The sequence below is a fragment of the Nocardia pseudobrasiliensis NBRC 108224 genome (assembly GCF_001613105.1).
Lineage (GTDB): Bacteria > Actinomycetota > Actinomycetes > Mycobacteriales > Mycobacteriaceae > Nocardia > Nocardia pseudobrasiliensis.
Window position 1 is genome coordinate 174720 of the sequence record NZ_BDBS01000023.1, and the last position, 17358, is coordinate 192077.

Annotated in this window: 19 protein-coding genes; 4 read left to right on the forward strand and 15 right to left on the reverse strand. The window is 68.3% G+C overall.

All coding sequences use genetic code 11. The features are described 5' to 3' along the window. Nucleotides 1-95: 95 nt before the first annotated feature. Entirely contained in the window at nt 96-1385 is a 1290-nt protein-coding gene (gene aceA / locus NP4_RS19620; RefSeq protein WP_067999726.1) for an isocitrate lyase, read from the reverse strand. A gap of 471 nt (nt 1386-1856) precedes the next feature. Here aceA and NP4_RS19625 point away from each other — a divergent pair, with 471 nt between their 5' ends. Beyond that, nucleotides 1857-2993, forward strand: a complete 1137-nt coding sequence (locus tag NP4_RS19625; RefSeq protein WP_067999728.1) for a lipase family protein — start codon at nt 1857-1859, stop codon at nt 2991-2993. Here the strand turns inward: NP4_RS19625 and NP4_RS19630 are convergent. The 4 genes from NP4_RS19630 to uraD form a co-directional block, all read right to left on the reverse strand. Next, nucleotides 2927-5629 carry a molybdopterin-dependent oxidoreductase gene (locus NP4_RS19630; protein ID WP_082876015.1) on the reverse strand — a complete coding sequence of 901 codons (2703 nt, stop codon included), beginning with the start codon at nt 5627-5629 and terminating at the stop codon, nt 2927-2929. The genes NP4_RS19625 and NP4_RS19630 overlap by 67 nt on opposite strands. Then, nucleotides 5626-6444: an FAD binding domain-containing protein gene (locus tag NP4_RS19635; RefSeq protein WP_067999860.1), complete on the reverse strand. Its 819-nt coding sequence runs from the start codon at nt 6442-6444 to the stop codon at nt 5626-5628. Before NP4_RS19635 ends, NP4_RS19630 begins: the two co-directional genes overlap by 4 nt. Nucleotides 6445-6540: 96 nt before the next feature. After that, nucleotides 6541-6861 (reverse strand): hydroxyisourate hydrolase, encoded by a 321-nt coding sequence (gene uraH / locus NP4_RS19640; protein ID WP_067999729.1) that lies wholly within the window; start codon nt 6859-6861, stop codon nt 6541-6543. After that, entirely contained in the window at nt 6858-7370 is a 513-nt protein-coding gene (uraD, locus tag NP4_RS19645) for a 2-oxo-4-hydroxy-4-carboxy-5-ureidoimidazoline decarboxylase (RefSeq protein ID WP_067999731.1), read from the reverse strand. Before uraD ends, uraH begins: the two co-directional genes overlap by 4 nt. Before the next feature lie 79 nt (nt 7371-7449). Between uraD and NP4_RS19650 the strand changes: the two genes are divergently transcribed. Both NP4_RS19650 and NP4_RS19655 read left to right on the forward strand, forming a co-directional pair. Continuing rightward, nucleotides 7450-8082 carry a nucleotidyltransferase family protein gene (locus NP4_RS19650; RefSeq protein ID WP_067999734.1) on the forward strand — a complete coding sequence of 211 codons (633 nt, stop codon included), beginning with the start codon at nt 7450-7452 and terminating at the stop codon, nt 8080-8082. 16 nt (nt 8083-8098) lie between these two features. Next, nucleotides 8099-9082 (forward strand): XdhC family protein, encoded by a 984-nt coding sequence (locus NP4_RS19655; protein WP_067999736.1) that lies wholly within the window; start codon nt 8099-8101, stop codon nt 9080-9082. 1 nt (nt 9083) lies between these two features. Here the strand turns inward: NP4_RS19655 and NP4_RS19660 are convergent, their stop codons facing one another. The 5 genes from NP4_RS19660 to NP4_RS19680 form a co-directional block, all read right to left on the reverse strand. Continuing rightward, nucleotides 9084-10154 carry an ABC transporter substrate-binding protein gene (locus tag NP4_RS19660; protein ID WP_067999737.1) on the reverse strand — a complete coding sequence of 357 codons (1071 nt, stop codon included), beginning with the start codon at nt 10152-10154 and terminating at the stop codon, nt 9084-9086. A gap of 45 nt (nt 10155-10199) precedes the next feature. Then, nucleotides 10200-10988 carry an ABC transporter permease gene (locus tag NP4_RS19665; RefSeq protein WP_067999739.1) on the reverse strand — a complete coding sequence of 263 codons (789 nt, stop codon included), beginning with the start codon at nt 10986-10988 and terminating at the stop codon, nt 10200-10202. Next, nucleotides 10985-11734 (reverse strand): ABC transporter permease, encoded by a 750-nt coding sequence (locus NP4_RS19670; protein WP_067999741.1) that lies wholly within the window; start codon nt 11732-11734, stop codon nt 10985-10987. Before NP4_RS19670 ends, NP4_RS19665 begins: the two co-directional genes overlap by 4 nt. Beyond that, a complete protein-coding gene (locus NP4_RS19675; RefSeq protein ID WP_067999743.1) occupies nt 11731-12570 on the reverse strand; it encodes an ABC transporter ATP-binding protein in 840 nt (279 codons plus the stop codon). The genes NP4_RS19670 and NP4_RS19675 overlap by 4 nt, the downstream gene beginning before the upstream one ends. A gap of 67 nt (nt 12571-12637) precedes the next feature. Continuing rightward, the gene (locus NP4_RS19680; protein WP_067999745.1) at nt 12638-12994 is read right to left on the reverse strand and encodes a hypothetical protein; all 357 of its coding nucleotides are present in this window, start codon (nt 12992-12994) and stop codon (nt 12638-12640) included. A 125-nt stretch (nt 12995-13119) separates the two neighbouring features. Between NP4_RS19680 and NP4_RS19685 the strand changes: the two genes are divergently transcribed. After that, the gene (locus NP4_RS19685; RefSeq protein WP_067999747.1) at nt 13120-13356 is read left to right on the forward strand and encodes a hypothetical protein; all 237 of its coding nucleotides are present in this window, start codon (nt 13120-13122) and stop codon (nt 13354-13356) included. On the opposite strand, the gene NP4_RS19690 is transcribed toward NP4_RS19685, so the two are convergent. From NP4_RS19690 to NP4_RS19705, 5 genes are read right to left on the reverse strand one after another with little or no spacing between them, the layout of a single operon-like run. Further along, nucleotides 13353-14177: a class II fructose-bisphosphate aldolase gene (locus NP4_RS19690; RefSeq protein WP_067999749.1), complete on the reverse strand. Its 825-nt coding sequence runs from the start codon at nt 14175-14177 to the stop codon at nt 13353-13355. The two genes, NP4_RS19685 and NP4_RS19690, sit on opposite strands and share 4 nt — an antisense overlap. A gap of 14 nt (nt 14178-14191) precedes the next feature. After that, on the reverse strand, nt 14192-15121 hold the full coding sequence (locus NP4_RS19695) for a hexose kinase (RefSeq protein WP_245997705.1): 930 nt from the start codon (nt 15119-15121) through the stop codon (nt 14192-14194). After that, complete coding sequence (locus NP4_RS19700; RefSeq protein ID WP_067999751.1) at nt 15118-16266, reverse strand: N-acetylglucosamine-6-phosphate deacetylase; 1149 nt, start codon at nt 16264-16266, stop codon at nt 15118-15120. Before NP4_RS19700 ends, NP4_RS19695 begins: the two co-directional genes overlap by 4 nt. Continuing rightward, nucleotides 16259-16432, reverse strand: a complete 174-nt coding sequence (locus NP4_RS41005; protein ID WP_156524924.1) for a hypothetical protein — start codon at nt 16430-16432, stop codon at nt 16259-16261. Before NP4_RS41005 ends, NP4_RS19700 begins: the two co-directional genes overlap by 8 nt. Continuing rightward, on the reverse strand, nt 16429-17355 hold the full coding sequence (locus NP4_RS19705) for an ROK family protein (protein WP_082876017.1): 927 nt from the start codon (nt 17353-17355) through the stop codon (nt 16429-16431). The genes NP4_RS41005 and NP4_RS19705 overlap by 4 nt, the downstream gene beginning before the upstream one ends. Between the last annotated feature and the right edge of the window lie 3 nt (nt 17356-17358).

The window sequence follows — 17358 nt, forward strand, 5'->3', positions numbered from 1 at the left end:
CGGAACCCGGGTGATGCGGACCGGGTCCCGGCCACCGTCCCCGGCTGCGCCGGGGAAATCACTGATTGCTCAGTGAGCCTGGAAATACTGATCGCTCAGTGGAACTGGCCCTCTTCGGTCGAACCCTTCAGCGCCGCGGTCGAGGTGTTGGGGTCGACCGTGGTGGCGATGGTGTCGAAGTAGCCCGCGCCGACCTCGCGCTGGTGCTTGATGGCGGTGAAGCCACGCTCGGCGGCGGCCTTGAACTCGCGCTCCTGCAGGTCGACGAAGGCGGTCATACCCTCGCGGGCGTAACCGTAGGCCAGGTCGAACATGCCGTAGTTGAGCGAGTGGAAGCCGGCCAGGGTGATGAACTGGAACTTGAAGCCCATCGCGCCGAGCTCACGCTGGAACTTCGCGATGGTCGCGTCGTCCAGGTGCGCCTTCCAGTTGAAGGACGGCGAGCAGTTGTAGGCCAGCAGCTGGTCCGGGAACTCGCCGCGGACCGACTCGGCGAACTTGCGCGCGACCTCGAGGTCCGGCACGCCGGTCTCCATCCAGATCAGGTCGGCGTAGGGCGCGTAGGCCTTGGCGCGAGCGATGCAGGGCTCGATGCCGTTCTTCACGCCGAAGAAGCCCTCGGCGGTGCGGGTGCCGTCCAGGAACTCACGGTCGCGCTCGTCCACGTCCGAGGTGATCAGGGTGGCGGCCTCGGCGTCGGTGCGGGCGATGATCACCGACGGCACGTCGGCGACGTCGGCGGCCAGACGCGCGGAGGTCAGAGTGCGGATGTGCTGCTGGGTGGGGATCAGCACCTTGCCGCCCAGGTGGCCACACTTCTTCTCGGAGGCCAGCTGGTCCTCCCAGTGCACGCCGGCGGCGCCGGCGGCGATCATGGCCTTCTGCAGTTCGTAAGCGTTCAGCGCGCCACCGAAGCCGGCCTCGGCGTCGGCGACGATCGGCGCCAGCCAGTTCTTGACCGAGTCGTCGCCCTCGACCTTGGCGATCTCGTCGGCGCGCAGCAGCGCGTTGTTGATGCGGCGGACCACCGACGGCACCGAGTTGGCCGGGTACAGCGACTGGTCGGGGTAGGTGTGGCCGGACAGGTTCGCGTCACCGGCGACCTGCCAACCGGACAGGTAGATGGCCTTCAGGCCGGCGCGGACCTGCTGCACGGCCTGGTTGCCGGTGAGGGCGCCCAGGGAGTTGATGTAGTCCTCGTTGTTCACGAGATCCCAGAGGATCTCCGAACCGCGGCGGGCCAGGGTGGCCTCTTCGACGACGGTGCCCTGGAGCTTCGAAACCTGCTCCGCGGTGTAGTTGCGGGTGACGCCCTTCCAGCGGGGGTTGGTGTCCCAATCCTTCTGGATTTCCGCAGCGGTCTTCGGGGTGCCAACGTTCGACATCTCTTGACTCCACTTCTTCGGTCTAGTCGGTGCCCCAGTCCGGGGCACTCGGGGGAATGTCCGAACTCTGCTGGAGCGGCAATTTGCAGGCTTGCTAGGGCCTCGGGGTGTACTTCCACACGATTGCACAGACCAAAAGTGCCGTCTACCTGTTGCTAATGCGAATCTCGGCTAGCTTTGTCGGTCACTTTGCTAATCCTGTGAAATTTGCGAGTTAATTGCACGGCCGACATCTACTCGCGAGTAGGTCTGACCTGCAGTTTAGCGTAACGCGCGTACTGTTTGGGTGATCGTTACCACTTGGTTGCTTCGGCGGTGCAGATTCCCGCTTGTGATGACGTTCACAAGCTCGGGCGGGCGCCTCCTGTGTGGTCTGGATCACTTATCGGGTAGACGAGATACCCGGCGACGAGATGGACATGCGCCCTACTGCGAGACTTGTGTTCTGGGGAAAGAGAAGAGGACTCACGTATGCGGAAGCTCTTGACCACGGCCGTGCTGACCGTCGCCTCGGCGACCGGCCTACTCGGCCTACCGATCGCCCAGGCCGCGCCCGCCACGGGCGTGGTGCGGTCGGTGGAACCGCTGTCGGCCGCCGCGACCCTGCCGGGATCGGTGAATTCGGAGCGATTGCTCTACTCGACCACGACCGTGGGCGATCAGCCGACCGTCGCGAGCGCCGCGGTGTATTTCCCGCCCGGCGAGGCGCCCGCGGGCGGATGGCCGATCATCGCGTGGGCGCACGGGACGGTCGGGCTCGGTGACGACTGCGCCTACAGCGTGGGCGGGCCCGCGGAGGTCGCGCGCGACTGGGCCTATCTGGGGACGTGGTTGAAGCAGGGCTATGCGATCGTGGCCGCGGATTACGCGGGCCTGGGCACGCCGGGTGAGCATCCGTATCTGGACGGTGTGGTCGAGGCGCACAATGTCGTCGACGCGGTGCGGGCCGCGAGTGATCACTACGGCTCGTTGGCGAAGAAATGGGTGGTGGTCGGTCAGTCCCAGGGCGGCGGGGCGGCGGTGGCCACCGCGCGGCACGCCACCGAATTCGGCGGACCCGAATTGGATTACCGCGGTGCGGTGGCCACCGGTACGCCCGCTTATATCGAGGACATTCTGCAGCCGCTGGGACCCGGTGTGCCGCCGGTGAAGTTGAGCAAGGACACCACCGCCTATGTGCTGTTCATTCTCAACGGCCTGCGCACCGCGCATCCGGAGCTGAATATCGACTCGTTCCTGACCGACGCGGGCCGTGAATGGGTCGCGCGCGGACAGCGCGAATGCGTGGGCGCGCTGGCCGAGGACGCGTCTGAGCACAATGTGGTGGTCGGCGATCTGTTCGCCCGGCCGCTGTCGCAGATCCCGGATCTGCACGGCCTGCTGTACAACTACCTCGGACTGCCCGAAACGGGTTACGACAAGCCGCTGTTCATGGGTCAGGGCCTGCGCGACACCGATGTGATCACCCCGGAGACGCTGCGCTTCGCCGCGGTGCTGCAGGCCAATGGGCAGCCGGTCACGTTCAAGACCTATCCGACCGATCACAGCGGGACGGTGAACGCCTCGCTCGTCGATTCGGTGCCGTTCGTGCGGAATCTGTTCGCGTAGAGCTCCCAGAGGCGGTCGGCCGTGAGCGGCAGCGCGTGCGGCCGCACGCCCAGGGCGGCGCGAACGGCATTGGCCAGGGCCGGGGCGACCGGGTTGTAGGGCGATTCGCTCATCGACTTGGCACCCAGCGGGCCGAATTCGTCGGCGGTCGCGGCGAAGTACACCTCGGTGCGGGGTAGGTCGGCGTACTGCGGAATGTGGTAGTGGCGAAGGGTTTTCGTGGTGACGATGCCCTCGTCCACACGCATGTCCTCATACAGCGCGCCGCCGATGGCCTGGGCAACGCCGCCCTCCACCTGACCGCGACACTGGCGTTCGTTGAGTACGACACCGGCGTCGGCGGCGTGCACCGACCGCAGGATGCGCAGCTGACCGGTGTCGGGGTTGATCGCGATGCGGAAGGCCTGGACGTTGAAGGCGACCGAGCGCTGACTGCCGTCGTAGTCGGCGCGGGCGTGCAATCGCCCGGACGACAACAGTTCTCGGGCGGTGAGTTGGCGATTTCCCCTGGCGCGGGCGATCATCAGTTTCCGCAATTCGACGCAGGCGGCATGAACGGCCTTGCCCGCGACCACGATTCCGGTGGAGCCGAAGGCCCCGGTGTCGTGATCGGTGAGATCGGTGTCGGCGTGGCGGATTCGGATGCGCGACACGTCGGTCCCCAGGGCGTCCGCCGCGAGCTGGGCATGCACGGTGGTGGTGCCGTTGCCGAATTCCGCTGTGCCCACGCGGATTTCATAGGTTCCGTCGGCCAGGAGTTCGGCCTCGGCGACGCTGTGGTGGCCGCGGGGCGGGATGGTGGCGATCATGGCGGCGGCCATACCCTCGCCGATCCGCCAGCCCGGCTCGACCCGTGCGTCGGCGCGGCCGCGCTCGAGTGCTCGCTCGGCGAGATCGAGGCACTGGTCCAGGCCGTAGCTGGCTACGGTCAGATCGTCGTCGTCCACGCACGGGCCGCCGATCAGCGCGTCGCCCGGCACGATGACATTGCGGCGGCGGAATTCGAAGGGGTCCAGGCCGAGTCGGTGGGCGAGTTCGTCGAGGGCGCATTCGATGCCGAAGCCGATCTGGCCCAGGCCGTAGCCGCGGAACGCGCCGGAGGGGATGTTGTTGGTGTAGACCGCGCGGCCGTCGACGCGCTTGTTCGCGCAGCGGTACAGCGCGACCGATTCGTTCACGCCGTGGAAAAGCACTCCGACGCTGTGGTTTCCGTAGGCTCCGGCGTCTGCGAGGACGTCGATGGCCAGGGCGGTCAGGCGGCCGTCGGCGTCGGCGGCCGCGGTCACCTCGATGCGCATCGGGTGGCGGCAGGTGGCCGCGGTGAATTCGTCGGTGCGGGTGAATTCGTACTGCACGGGGCGGCCGGTGCGCAGGACGGCAAGGGCCACAAGGTCTTCCGACAGCATCTCCTGCTTCGCGCCGAAACCGCCGCCGACGCGTTTGGCGAAGACGCGCACCCGCTCGCGCGGCAGTTCGAACAGATGACACAGCTCATCGCGCACGAGATACGGCACCTGGGTGCTGGTGCGGATGACCAGGCGGCCGGTGTCGTCGAGCCAGCCGATGCTGCCGTGGGTTTCGAGGTGGACGTGCTGGGCGCGCGGGGTGAACCAGACGCCGCGCACCACCTCGGCGGCCGCCGCGAGTCCGGCCGTCACATCGCCCGCGCGACCGTGCACCTCGGCCACGATATTGCGTTCGCGATCGGCGATCCGGGCCGAATCCGGTTTGTCGGCATGCAGTTTCGGCGCACGCGGCGACAGGGCGGCCTCCGGGTCGAAGACGGCGGGCAGCGGCTCGTAGACCACGCGCAGCGCGCGGCATCCGGCCCGGGCGATATCGAGGGTGTCGGCGACCACCGCGGCCACGCGCTGGCCCGCGAAGCGCACCACGTCGTCGAGGACGCGGGTGTCGTCCGGATCGTCCTCGCGGATCTCGTGGCGGGCCGAGGAATACGCGGTCGCGGGACTGTCGGCGTGGGTCAGCACCGCGCGCACGCCCGCGATCGCCTCGGCCGCCGAGGTATCGATCGAGACGATGCGCGCGTGCGGATGCGGGCTGGGCAGCACGGCCAGGTGCAGCGGCGGTGTGGGCGGACCGTCCGCGGGGTCGGTCGCGATATCCATGGTGAACGGTTCGGTCCCGGAAACCACCCGCAGGGCGGCCGGTGGCGCGATGCCCGGATCGGCCGCGGCGTCGGCGTCGCAGATCGCCTCGCCGATGGCCCGATAGCCGGTGCAGCGGCACAGATTTCCCTTCAGCAGGTCCGGAAGCTGTTCGGGGCGCGGCGAACCGGCGCACATCCGTTCCAGATCGCATGCGCTGACCACCATTCCGGCGGTGCAGAAGCCGCACTGGAATCCGCCCCGCTCGGCGAGGCGCTGTTGGATCGGGTGCGGGTCGGCGGGGGTGCCGAGTCCGGCCGCGGTGGTCACCGATCGGTCGGCCACGCGGTGTGCCGGGAAGACACAGGAATGGACGGCCTCCCCGTCGATGAGGACCGCGCACGCGCCGCAGTCGCCCGCGTCGCAGCCCTTCTTCACGGCCGTTTCGCCCTGTTCGCGCAGCAGGGTGCGCAGGCACTGTCCGGGGCGGGGGTTGGCCTCGATGGATCTGCCGTCGAGTTCGAATTTCACGGCCGCGCCTCCCGTAGTTCGGCCAGCACATCCGCGGCGAGCACGGTGCAGACGTGGCGTCGCCAGGCGGGTGTGCCGTGTGGATCGTCGAACCAGAGCTCACGCGGCAGGTCCAGAATGGTTGCCCTGAGTTCGCCATCTGTGGGCACGCGGGCGAATTCGAGGCCGATCGGGCGGGTGGTCGCGGCGCTCAATGTGATCGCGCAGTGGCCGTCGACATCGGCGCGACCCATGACGACCGCACCGGAGCGGCCCTGCGGGGCGAGGGCGATCTTGCGAAAGGCGGTGCGCGAGCGCATCTTCGCGGCCTCGATGTGCACCGAGCGCAACACCTCGCCCGGGCGCAGATCGATGCGACCCGGACCGAGGACGAACCGGGACAGCGGGATTCGGCGTTCGGTGTCGCCGTGCCAGAGGAGGGCCTCGGCGTCGAGGGCGGTCAGCACGGCGAGCACCGCACCGGCGGGCAGCGCCAGGCAGATATTGCCGCCGACGGTCGCGGTCCGGCGGATCTTGTGCGAGGCCAGCAGCGCCCGGCAGGCGAGCGGGAACAATTCCGCCGCAGGCCATTCCGCGGGCGTCGCGGCAGTGTCGAATTCGGCGAGGGTGCAGGTCGCGGCGATTTCCAGGCCCGCGTCGGTGACGGTGAGCGTGGGCCAGCCGAGTGCGGTGATATCGACGAGGCGTTCGATGTGATCCTGCGGTTCCGACAGCAGCCAGGTGCCGCCCGCGAGCACCGCCGCGGATCCGGTCAGCGCCGCGAGATCGGCCCGTTCCCGGGCCACCACCAACTCGCGCACCGTATCCAAATCCACGTCGACCACCCCAATCCTCACCATACTGCCGCGGCCCGGGGCCGATCTGTTACCCAGACTAAAGGCTTTGGATTGCGAGGATGTTGCGTGGCGAGGTCAGCTGCCCCGATAGGTCGAATAGGCGAACGGCGACAGCAGCAGCGGCACGTGATAGTGCCGCTCCTCGGCCACGGTGAAGGCGATGGTGACCTCGGGATAGAAGGTCTCGACGCCCTGCGCGGCGAAGTACTCGGCAGTGGCGAATCGCACGCGGTGGACCCCCGGCCCGAGGCTCTCCCCCAACCGAGCGATCCGCCCGTCGGCATCGGTGACCGCCGTGGCCGATGCGGTGTCATCCGCGGCGAGAAGCGTCACCGCGACGCCCGCAGCGGGCGCGCCGCGAACCGCGTCGAGAATATGGGTGCTGAGGGTGCTCATCGCGCCTCCGCCGGATCGCGGATCAATCGGCGCAGTCTGATCCGATTGATCTTGGTCAGTTCCTCGCGCACGATACCGCGCTCGGTGCGGTAGTCGTTGTGCAGTCGCGACATCAGGATGTCGAGCAGTTCCGAGGCCGTGCGGCCGGTCGCGCAGACCAGATAGACATGGCCGAATTCGGCCTCGTACGCGCGGTTCCAGGCGGCCAGCGCGGCGCGGATGTCGTCGGTGGCGTCGGCCACTCCGGCCTGTTCGCGGGCCGAGGAGGGATTGTCGGGCGTCGCGCCGATCCGGGGATGGCCGGACAGGGCGCGATCCAACTCCTCCTCCGAGATCTCCGCCAGCGCGCGATCGGCCGTCGCCAACAGCTCGGGAAGAGTGGCGAAGGGTCGCCGGGCGGCCACGGCCCGCGCCCAGGCGGGTGAGGAACAGCAGGTAAGCAGCAGTTCGACGGCCTGATCCTCGGGCAGCGCGGCCAGGGCGCGCAGGTCGATCTCCTCATTCGTCATCGCCTCCCAGCATCGGCGACCGCCAGGACGGATGCCACTCGGACGGCGAAGATCACCGCACGCGGCTACCCTCGCGGCCATGAGCGACGGACGCTGCGCGGGGGTACTGCTGGCCGCGGGCGCGGGCACCCGCTACGGCCGCCCGAAGGTGCTGGCCGAGGACGGGGCCTGGTTGCGCACGGCCGTCGCGGCGCTGCGGGCGGGCGGCTGCGATCCGCTGTACGTCGTCCTGGGCGCGACCGGCCCGGCGCGGCGCGGGCCGGACGGGCGGTGGCTGATCTGCGAAACCCTCGCGATTCCCGAAGGCGTGCAACCGGTCTGGGCCGCGGATTGGGCGGTGGGCCTGGCCGCGTCGCTGCGCACGGGCCTCGGCGCGATCGCGCGACACGACGAACAACCGACCGAAGCCGGGGCACCGCGGTATGTGGCGATCATGCCGGTCGATACGCCGGATGTGGGAGCAGATGTCGTCGCGCGGGTGATAGCGGCCGCGCGGGCGGCGCCGAGCGGGCTGGCGCGCGCGACATTCGATGGCCGCCCCGGTCATCCGGTTGTGCTATTTCACGACCACTGGGCGGCGGTGATCAAATCCGCGCAAGGAAATTCCGGAGCCCGTACCTTTCTGGACGGGAGAACCGATATCGTGGCCGTCACGTGCGACGATTTGGCAACGGGTCGCGACCACGACTACCCGCCCAATCGCGCACGCTGACCGGGAGCAGTGTGTGATGCGCGACATCGTCGATGACCTATTGCGGGTATGGCACAGCGGCCGAACGGGTGGTCTGGCCACCCTGGTACGGACCTTCGGTCCCAGCCCATTGCCGGTCGGCGCGCGAATGCTGGTCGATCCGGACGGCGGCGTCTTCGGATCGGTCTCCGACGGCTGTTACGAGGCGGCGGTATACGAGGGCGCGGTAGAGGCCGCGCGTACCGGCAGGCGCGAATTACGCCGCTTCGATGCCAAATCCGGACTGGATGTGGGATCCGACTGCGGCACGATCGATGTGTTCGTGGAACCGTTCTCCCGCGTGCATTTCCCCGAATTCCCCGATGTCGCCGCGGATATGGCGATCTACAAGCCGGTCACCGTATTCACCGTGGTGTGGCATTCCGATCCGGAAGTCATCGGCCAGCATCTGGTGACCGATCGCCGCCACAACACCGAGATGGTGTCGCTGCCGGAATCGGATGTGTTCGTCTCCTCCTTCACCTCGCCGCCGCGACTGATCATCTTCGGCGCCAATCCCTTCGCGGCCGCGCTCGCGACACAGGGCCGCCTGCTCGGCTACCGCGTCACGATCTGCGATGCCCGCGAAACCTTCGCCTCCACCGCGTCCTTCCCGGGCGCGGAGGTGGTGGTGGACTGGCCGCACCGCTACCTCAACGCGCAGGCCGCCGCGGGCGCGATCACCGCCGATACCGCACTGATCGCCGTGTCCCAGGATCCGAAATTCGAGATCCCGCTGCTCACGGTCGCACTGCGACTGCCGGAATTCGGCTACCTGGGCGCGCTGGGTTCCCGTGGCGCGCATGCCAATCGGCTCGAGGCCCTGCGGGCCGGCGGATTCGGCGAGGCCACCCTGGCCCGGTTGCACGCCCCGGCCGGATTGGATATCGGGGCGCGCACGCCGATGGAGACGGCCGTGGCGATCGCCGCGGAACTGCTGGCCGTGCGGGCGAGCGCCCGCACGACGCTGGCGGTGTCCTGAGTTACTTCAGATCCGGCCGCTCGGCGAACAGTTCGCGCAGGACGGACATGTCGAACAGCTGATCGGCCTTGATATTGATCTTGGCTTTGCTCAGCGCCTCGATATTCGCGGCGACGAGTTTGTCTGTCATGGTGAACAGGCCGTTGGCCTTGGTGTCCTCGGAGACGACCAGATCGTTCTGGGCCTTGGCCTCCTGCGTCTGCTCGCCCAGATCCAGCCGCTGATCCTTGCCGTAGACCTCCACGGCCAGGCGCGCGCCCTCGGCCGGGTTGGCCACGACATCCTTCCAGCCCTTGATCTCCGCGGCCAGGAACGCCTTGAGCTTGTCGCGCTCGTTATCGATGGTCTGCTGGCGCACGGTCAGGGTTTCGGCCGTGAGCGGCAGGCCGAAGTCGGCGAACAGGAAATGCGCGGTCTGGAACCCCTTGGCCGCCAACGTGATCGGCTCATTGGTCACATAGCTCACCCAGCCGTCGACCTCGCCGTTGGCCAGCGGTGTCGGATCGAACTGGGCGGGAACCACCTGAACGTCCTTATCGCTCATGCCGTTCGCGGCCAGCAGGGCATTGAAGATCAGCTGATTGGTGTCCTGCACGCCGATCTTGCGGCCCTTCATCTCGAGCGGCGACATCATCGGTTTGGCCGCGGAGCTGACGATGCAGAACGGATTGCGCTGATAGGTCGTGCCGATGATTTTGGCAGGCAGACCGTCCAGTACCGCGGGCGCGGTGGTCTGCGGTGCGGACATGCCCAGCCAGATCTTGCCGGTGTCGAGTCCGGCCTCGACCGAGGTGCTGGCCGCGCCGCCCGCGATCAAATTGACGTGGCCGAAGCCCGCGTCCCGGTAGTACCCCTTACTGTCGGCGAAGTACTCACCGGCGAATTCGATGTTCTTCAGCCACGACAGCTGGATGGCGACCGTCCCGTATTTGGAACCGTCCGCGGCGGAGCCGTTGGCATTGCCCGACGAGGAGTCCTTACCGCAGGCCGCGAGCAATCCCGCGCCGCCGAGCGCGAGCCCGGACAGCGCCGAATAGCGCAGGAAGGAACGACGGTCTGTAACGCGAGTCATGTCGGAAATCTAGGGTGTTTCGATTGCGTTCACTTTGCTTTCGCGTCAATTGTTCCCGGCCTCGGAGCCGAATCTTGCCAAGACGAGGTTCTCGATCACGCCCACGATGGCGTATAGCAGCACCGACACCAGGGTGACCAGCACGATCGAGGCCCACAGCCGGTTGTATTGGAAGGTCGGTATGGCGCGAACCAGGCTGGAGCCCAACCCCGTTCCGCTGCCCAGCCACTCCCCCAGCAGCGCGCCGATGAGGGCCCCGGGCACCGAGATCCGCGCCGCGGCGAACACCGCGGGCAGCGCGGCCGGAACTCCCACCATCCGCAATCGCGTCCAGCGCGAACCGCCGTATGCCGCAACCAGTTCCATCGCCTGCGCCGAGGCCGAGCGCAGTCCGGTCATGATCATCACCAGCGCCGGGAAGAACACCACGATCGCGGCCAGTACGGTCACGCCGGTCAGCCCGCGCCCGAATACCAGCACGATGATCGGGCTCAGCGCCACCAGCGGAACCGAGCGCAGCAGCATGGCCACCGGCATGAACGACTGCTCGACAGCGGGCAGGGTCACGAACAGCGCGGCGACGATCATCGCGGCCGCCATACCCACGCCGAAACCGATCGCCGCGTCCTGCAGCGTGATACGCAGATCCGACAGAATCGCCTGGCGCGCACTGTCACTGGTGGTCAGATAGGTCCACACATCGCCGGGCGTCTTACCCACCCGCGGGCCCACCTGCGGGAACGACTTCAAGAACGCGTACCAGATGAGCAACATCAGGATCAGCGAGATGATCAGTGGGAAAAGGAATCTCGCGATCCGCCGAACAGCCTTCATGCCCGCGACTCCCGTCCGGTCCAGGGCGCGAGCGCCCGCGCAACCAGCGCCACCACGACATAGCCGAGTCCGGCCAGTGCGGCCGCGGCCAGGGCCATCCCCCAGGTGCGCGGCACGTTGTAGGAGGTCTGCGCCGCGGTCAGCGCGACCCCGATGCCGCTGTCGACGCCGCCGAGATATTCGCCGATGATCGCACCGAGCACCGCGGAGGGCGCGGCGATCTTCAACGCCGCCAGAGTATTCGGCAGCGCCGCGAACAGCTGCACCCGCCACAGCTGCTGCCAGCGCCCGCCGCCATAGGCTCGGACCAGATCCAGGCTGGTGCGATCGGCCGAGCGCAGACCGGAAACCGTACCGACCATGGTGGTGAAGAAGCAGTACATCGCCGCCAGGAATACCGTCGGGGTGCGCCCGCCGAACACCACCAGGATGATCGGGCCCAGTGCCAGCAGCGGGGTGCAGTAGCTGAGGATCGCCAGCTGGGTGGCCAGCGATTCGATCGGCGGGACCAGCATCACCAGCACCGCGAGCGCCACGGCCAGGCCGTTGCCCCAGGCGAATCCCTTCAGCGCGCCCAGGGCGGTGATCCGGAAGTTGGGACCGTAGAGCGCCCAACCGTCGGTGTACATGGTGTGCAGCACCGTCCACGGGCCCGGAATCGTCCCGCCCGCCACCCGCAGCTCGGCCAGGATCCACCACAGCAGAATCAGCGCGCCGATACCGAGCGCGCCGCCCAGTCGTTTCATTCGACCGCCTCCGAAACACCCAGGGCCGACTCGGCTTCCGCCTCGATCCCGCCGCGGCCGCTGCGGCCGAACAGCAGTTCCGACAGATAGTCGTGCAGCCGGTGGAACTGCGGTGAGCGCATCATCTCCGGTGTGCGCGGGCGGGGCAGATCGATCGGCACCACCTCCACCACCCGGCCCGGGCGTGGACTCATCACCGCGACCACATCGGAAAGGAATACCGCCTCGCCGATACCGTGCGTGACCATCAGCGTGGTGGCCGGCTTTTCGGTCCAGATGCGCAGCAGTTCGAGGTTCAGCCGCTGGCGGGTCATGTCGTCGAGCGCGCCGAACGGCTCGTCCAGCAGCAGGATCTTCGGCTTGACCACCAGGGCCCGCGCGATCGAAACCCGTTGGCGCATACCGCCGCTCAACTGCGCGGGCTTGGCCTTCTCGAAACCCTCGAGGCCGACCAGGGCGATCAGATCCGCGATCAGCCGCGGCTCGACCGGCAATCCGGCGACCTGCAGGGGGAGTTTGATATTGGATTCCACACTGCGCCAGGGCAGCAGCGCCGAATCCTGGAAGGCGATGCCGAATTCGTGGCGGCGACGCAGTTCGGCGGGGGTAGCCCCATTGATCTTGGCGGCGCCCGCCGTCGGTGTCTCTAGTCCGGCCAGAATGCGCAATACCGTGGACTTTCCGCAGCCCGACGGTCCCAGCAGGGACAGGAATGTGCCCTGTTCGGTGTGGAGTTCGACCGAATCCAGCGCCTGCACCGCGCGCCGCCCGACCCGGAATGTCTTGCTCAGACCGCTGAGATGAATACCCGTGCCCGCGGTCTCCGTACTGCTCATAAACCGTCACCCTAGGAGCAACCGGTTGCGCCGATATTGCGAATCGGCACACCAGATTTCGGGTGCGTTACCAGCCGGGCTCGAACCACTGCCGGGCCGAGCGGCGAAACAGCAGCACGATGAGGATCACCGAGACGATCGGGCCCAGCCAGCCCGGTGGATGGCCCGCGGTGATCGCGGGCACGGTCCACAGCATGTTCAGACCCGCCAGCAGGATCGCCGCGATGCGAATGGTGTTGCCCACCGCGCCGAATGCCAATGCCAGCAGGCCCAGCAGCCAACTCGGAACGAAGGCGATCGCGATGACGAGTGCCAGATGAGCGCCCAGCAGCCAACCGGCCGAGGCCGTGCAGACGATGCCCAGCATCGCCATGCCCAGGGCCATCAGCTGCGCCGCGCGAACCGGGCGGGGCATATGTCCCATTCGCGGACTGTACCGTGCGGTCGAATAACAACCGTGGCAACGCGCTGTCACAGTTGGCCACCGGCTCGCGGCAGATCTGGAAAAGACCTTCTGACATGGAATAATTCCGGTCGAAGGGAGACAGCATGGCAATCGGCGTTTTCATCTACATCGACTCCGACGGCCACCGGCGCACACTCACCGATCCCGTCGACACGATCGCCTACAACGTGCAGATGTGGATCGACGCCGAGGTGGTCAACGACACCGACACCACCGCCTGGCTGCACGAACAGGAGGACGGCGACGGGTGCTGCCATCCGCTCGCGCCGGGCGATCGGGTGCAGCCGGGTGAATTCGTGGCCAGCGTGGTCTTCTCCTAGGCGAGCAGGCGCAGGAAGCGTTCGAGCTCCGCCTGCACCGCGGCGCGGCCGGGGCCGAGGTACCTGCGAGGATCCGACAGGCGGTCGTCGGCGGCCAGGACCTCGCGGATCGCCTCGCCCAGAACGACATTCAGCCGAGTCGCGATATTGATCTTCGTCATGCCGTGTTCGACCGCCGAGCGCAGGCCCGCGTCGGGAACGCCCGAGGAGCCGTGCAGGACCAGCGGCACCGGCACCTTCGCGGCGAGGCGGGCGATCAGTTCGTCGTCGAGGCGGGCGTCGCGGGTGTGCATGGCGTGCGAGGAGCCGACCGCCACGGCCAGCGCGTCCACACCGGTCGCGGCGACGAAGGCCACGGCCTCGTCGGGATCGGTGCGCACGCCGGGCGCGTGGGCGCCGTCCTTGCCGCCGACCTCGCCGAGTTCGGCCTCGACGAAGACGTCGCGTTCATGGCACCAGCGTGCGATATCGGCTGTGCTGTCCAGGTTTTCGGCGTAGGCGAGGGTGGAGCCGTCGTACATGACCGAGGTGATGCCCAGCTGGACCGCCGCGGTGATCAGGGTGCGTTCGGTGGCGTGGTCGAGGTGGACCGCCAGCGCCGCAGAACTGTCCTCGGCGATCGCCAGGCAGGCCCGGGCCAGCGGTTTCAGGCCGCCGTGGTATCGGACCGTATTCTGCGAAATCTGCAGGATCGCCGGACGTTTCGCCGCCTCGGCCGCCGCCGCGATGGCCTCGGCGTGTTCGAGGGCGATCACGTTGAACGCGGCCAGGCCGCCGGGGCGGGCCGCGGCGATCAGGTCGGGGACGGGGACCAGGGGCATGAGCGGGGGTTCTCCTAGGTGTTCAGCTCGGTGACGACGACGTCGGGGGTCAGGCGCGTGCGCAGGACGCGATCGATTTCGCCCGCGACGGGGATGACCACGGCGGCAGCGGAGGTGGCGACGGCGTCGACGAGTAGTTGCGGCCAATCGGGTTTCGGGTCGGCGGCCAGACCCGCGATCACGGCCGCGGCCGCGGCATCGCCCGCGCCGGTGGGATTTCCGGCCATCGACTCGGGCAGCGCGGCGGACCAGGCGCCGTCGGTGGTGATCGCGATCATGCCGTCGCCGCCGCGAGTGGCGATCACCGCGCGCACACCGACATCGAGCAGCGGCCGCACCGCGGCGACGATCTGTTCGGGGGTTTCGGTGGTCACGCCGGTCAGGCGGTGCAGTTCCTCACCATTGGGCATGAGCACCACCCCGGGCACCTGAGCAGCGAGTTCGAGGGCCCGGCCGTCCACATCGCAGATGGTCGGGACGCCCGCGGCGAGTGCGGCGGCGGCCAATTTGGCGGGCACCTGCGGACCCACCCCACCGGGCAGCGATCCGGATACGACCATGCCGCCGGTCTCCGGCAGCAGTCCGGTCACTCGGACCATGAGCTGATCGACGGCGTACGGATCGCTCACGCGGGCGCCGGGTTCCCACAGCGAGGTGGCGGTGCCGTCGTCGGATTCGCTGATCACCAGCGTGCGACGCACCCAGGGCAGGGCGTGCACGAAGTCGACCGGCAGTTCCAGTTCGGCGGCCGCGGCGAAGGCGTAGTCGGCGAATCCCGTCGCGCGGCAATAGCGGCCGAGTTGATTGAGCACGCGCGCGACATTGATGCCCTTGCCGCCGATGCGCTGTTCTACCGAGAGCACCCGATGCACCCGACCGCGTTCGAACTGTTCGACGCGATAGGTCATGTCGTAGGCCGGGTTCATCGTCACGGTGAGGATCACGTCAACCACTGTCCCTGACGTAGCACACGACGCAACCCCAACTCGGGATCGACCACTACCACGTCGGCGAACGCGCCGGGGCGCAGTTCACCGACATCGGTGAGTCCGAGGGCCGCGGCGGGGGTGACCGTCGCGGCCCGGACGGCATCGATCAGCGGGACGCCACATTCACGCACCATCCAGCGCACACAGCGCAGCAGGGTGGCGGTGCCGCCCGCGATCGAGCCGCTCGCGACCCGGGCCACCCCGTCGACGACTCGTACTCGCTGCGGGCCGAGTCGATATTCGCCGTCGGGGAGCCCGGCCGCCTGCATCGCGTCGGTGACGAGCGCGACGCGATGGCGTGCGGTCGCGAAAACCAGTGCGCCGAAACCGGGTTCGACGTGCACACCGTCCCCGATGAGTTCCACATATGCCCGTTCCTCGGCCGCGGCCACCAATCCGGCCGCCACCGGCCCCGGGCCGCGGTGATGCAGCGGGGGCATGCCGTTGGCGAGATGGGTGACCACGGTGGCGAATCCGGCCGGAGCCAAAGCCGCGCGGAATTCGGCATAGGGCGCGTCGCTGTGGCCGAGCGCGACCACGATCCCGTGCTCGGCGAGCAACTTCGCCGCCGCCTCGAAGCCCGGCCGCTCCGGGGCGAGAGTCATCATGCGCAGCGAACCGCTTACGGCCAGCAGCCGCTCGACGAGTCCGAGATCGGGGTCGATCAGATAGCGCGGATCCTGCGCGCCACAGCGATTCGCCGACAGGAACGGTCCCTCGGCGTGGATCCCGGCGAGCATGCCCTCATCCGCGACCACCTGTAGCGCGCGGGCCTGCGCGACCATATCGGCTGGCGCGGCGGTCACGATGCTCGCGATCACGCTGGTCGAGCCCTGGGCGTGGTGGAAGGCGGCCGCGGCCCGAGCCTCGTCCGGATCGGTGGTGTCGAACCGGTGCCCGAAGCCGCCGTGGTTGTGGATGTCCACCAGTCCGGGCAGGATCGGCCCGAGATGGGCGGGGAGCTCCGAATCAGGGTGTCCGGCAATCCAATCCGTCAACGACTCGACGGCGATCACCCGATCACCGCGCACGGTGAGCACGCCGTCCTCGATCAGTTCGACGCCGGTCAGGATCCGACCGCGCAACCGGAGGTCACTCACGACCCGTCACCTCCTCGGCCTTGTTCGCCGTGCCGAGGAATGCGGGCGAGCCGCAGCGGCCCAGGAACGAGGAGGAGCCGCAGTGACCGAGGAAGGCGGAGGATCCGGATTTGCGCAGCAGGGTGTGCAGATCGGGCTCGACCGCGGGTGGATTCGGGGTATTCACTGGAGGGCACCCACTCGCGCGTAGTACGCCGCGCCGACCAGACCCGCGCGAGCGCCGAACTCCCCCAATACGACTCGCGGCGGTGTGGCCACCTTGAGCAGTTTGTCGAAACGGCCCTGTAGGGCTCCGGTGAGCGCCGCGCCCGCGCCCGCCAGACCGCCGCCGAGGACGATCAGATCGGGGCAGGTGGCGTGGATCGCGCCGAACAGTCCCTCGGCCAGGGCGTCGACGGCGTCGTCCACCACGTGGCGGGCGTCGGGGTCGGTGTCCAGGTCCGCGAAAACCTCTTCCGCGCCGGAGATTTCGCGGCCGGTGCGGGCGGTGTACGCGCGGGCGATGGCCGCGCCGGAGGCGACGGTCTCCACGCAGCCGATACTGCCGCAGGGACAGGGCAATCCGTCGCGATGCCGCACCGGGATGTGCCCGTATTCGCCCGCCTGCCCGGCCGCGCCGCGGACCAGACGGCCGTCCACCGACAGCGTTCCGCTGATCCCGGTGCCGAGGATGACCACGCACACGTCGTCGTGGCCGCGGCCTGCGCCATATCGCCATTCGGCCCAGCCCGCGACCGCGACGTCGTGTTCGAACAGCACCGGAAAGCCCCAGCGGTCGGGAAAGCGGTTGCCCACCTTCACATCCCGCCAGCCGATATTGCTGCTGAAGACCGCGAGTCCCTGATCCGGATCCACGATTCCGGGTACGACCACGGCCGCCCGGGTCACTCGGTCGCGCAGATGCTGTGGAAGTTCGGCAAGCAGTTTCGCGCCGATATCGCCCATGGCGTCGAAGGCCGCCTCCCCGCGTGGGGTGGCGACCGTGCCCGTCGTCAGAACGGTTCCGGCGACATCGGTGATCTCGGCCTTGATCGTGGTGCCGCCGACATCGACGGCGAGCACCAGGTCATCGGGGGCCACGGCGGTCACGAC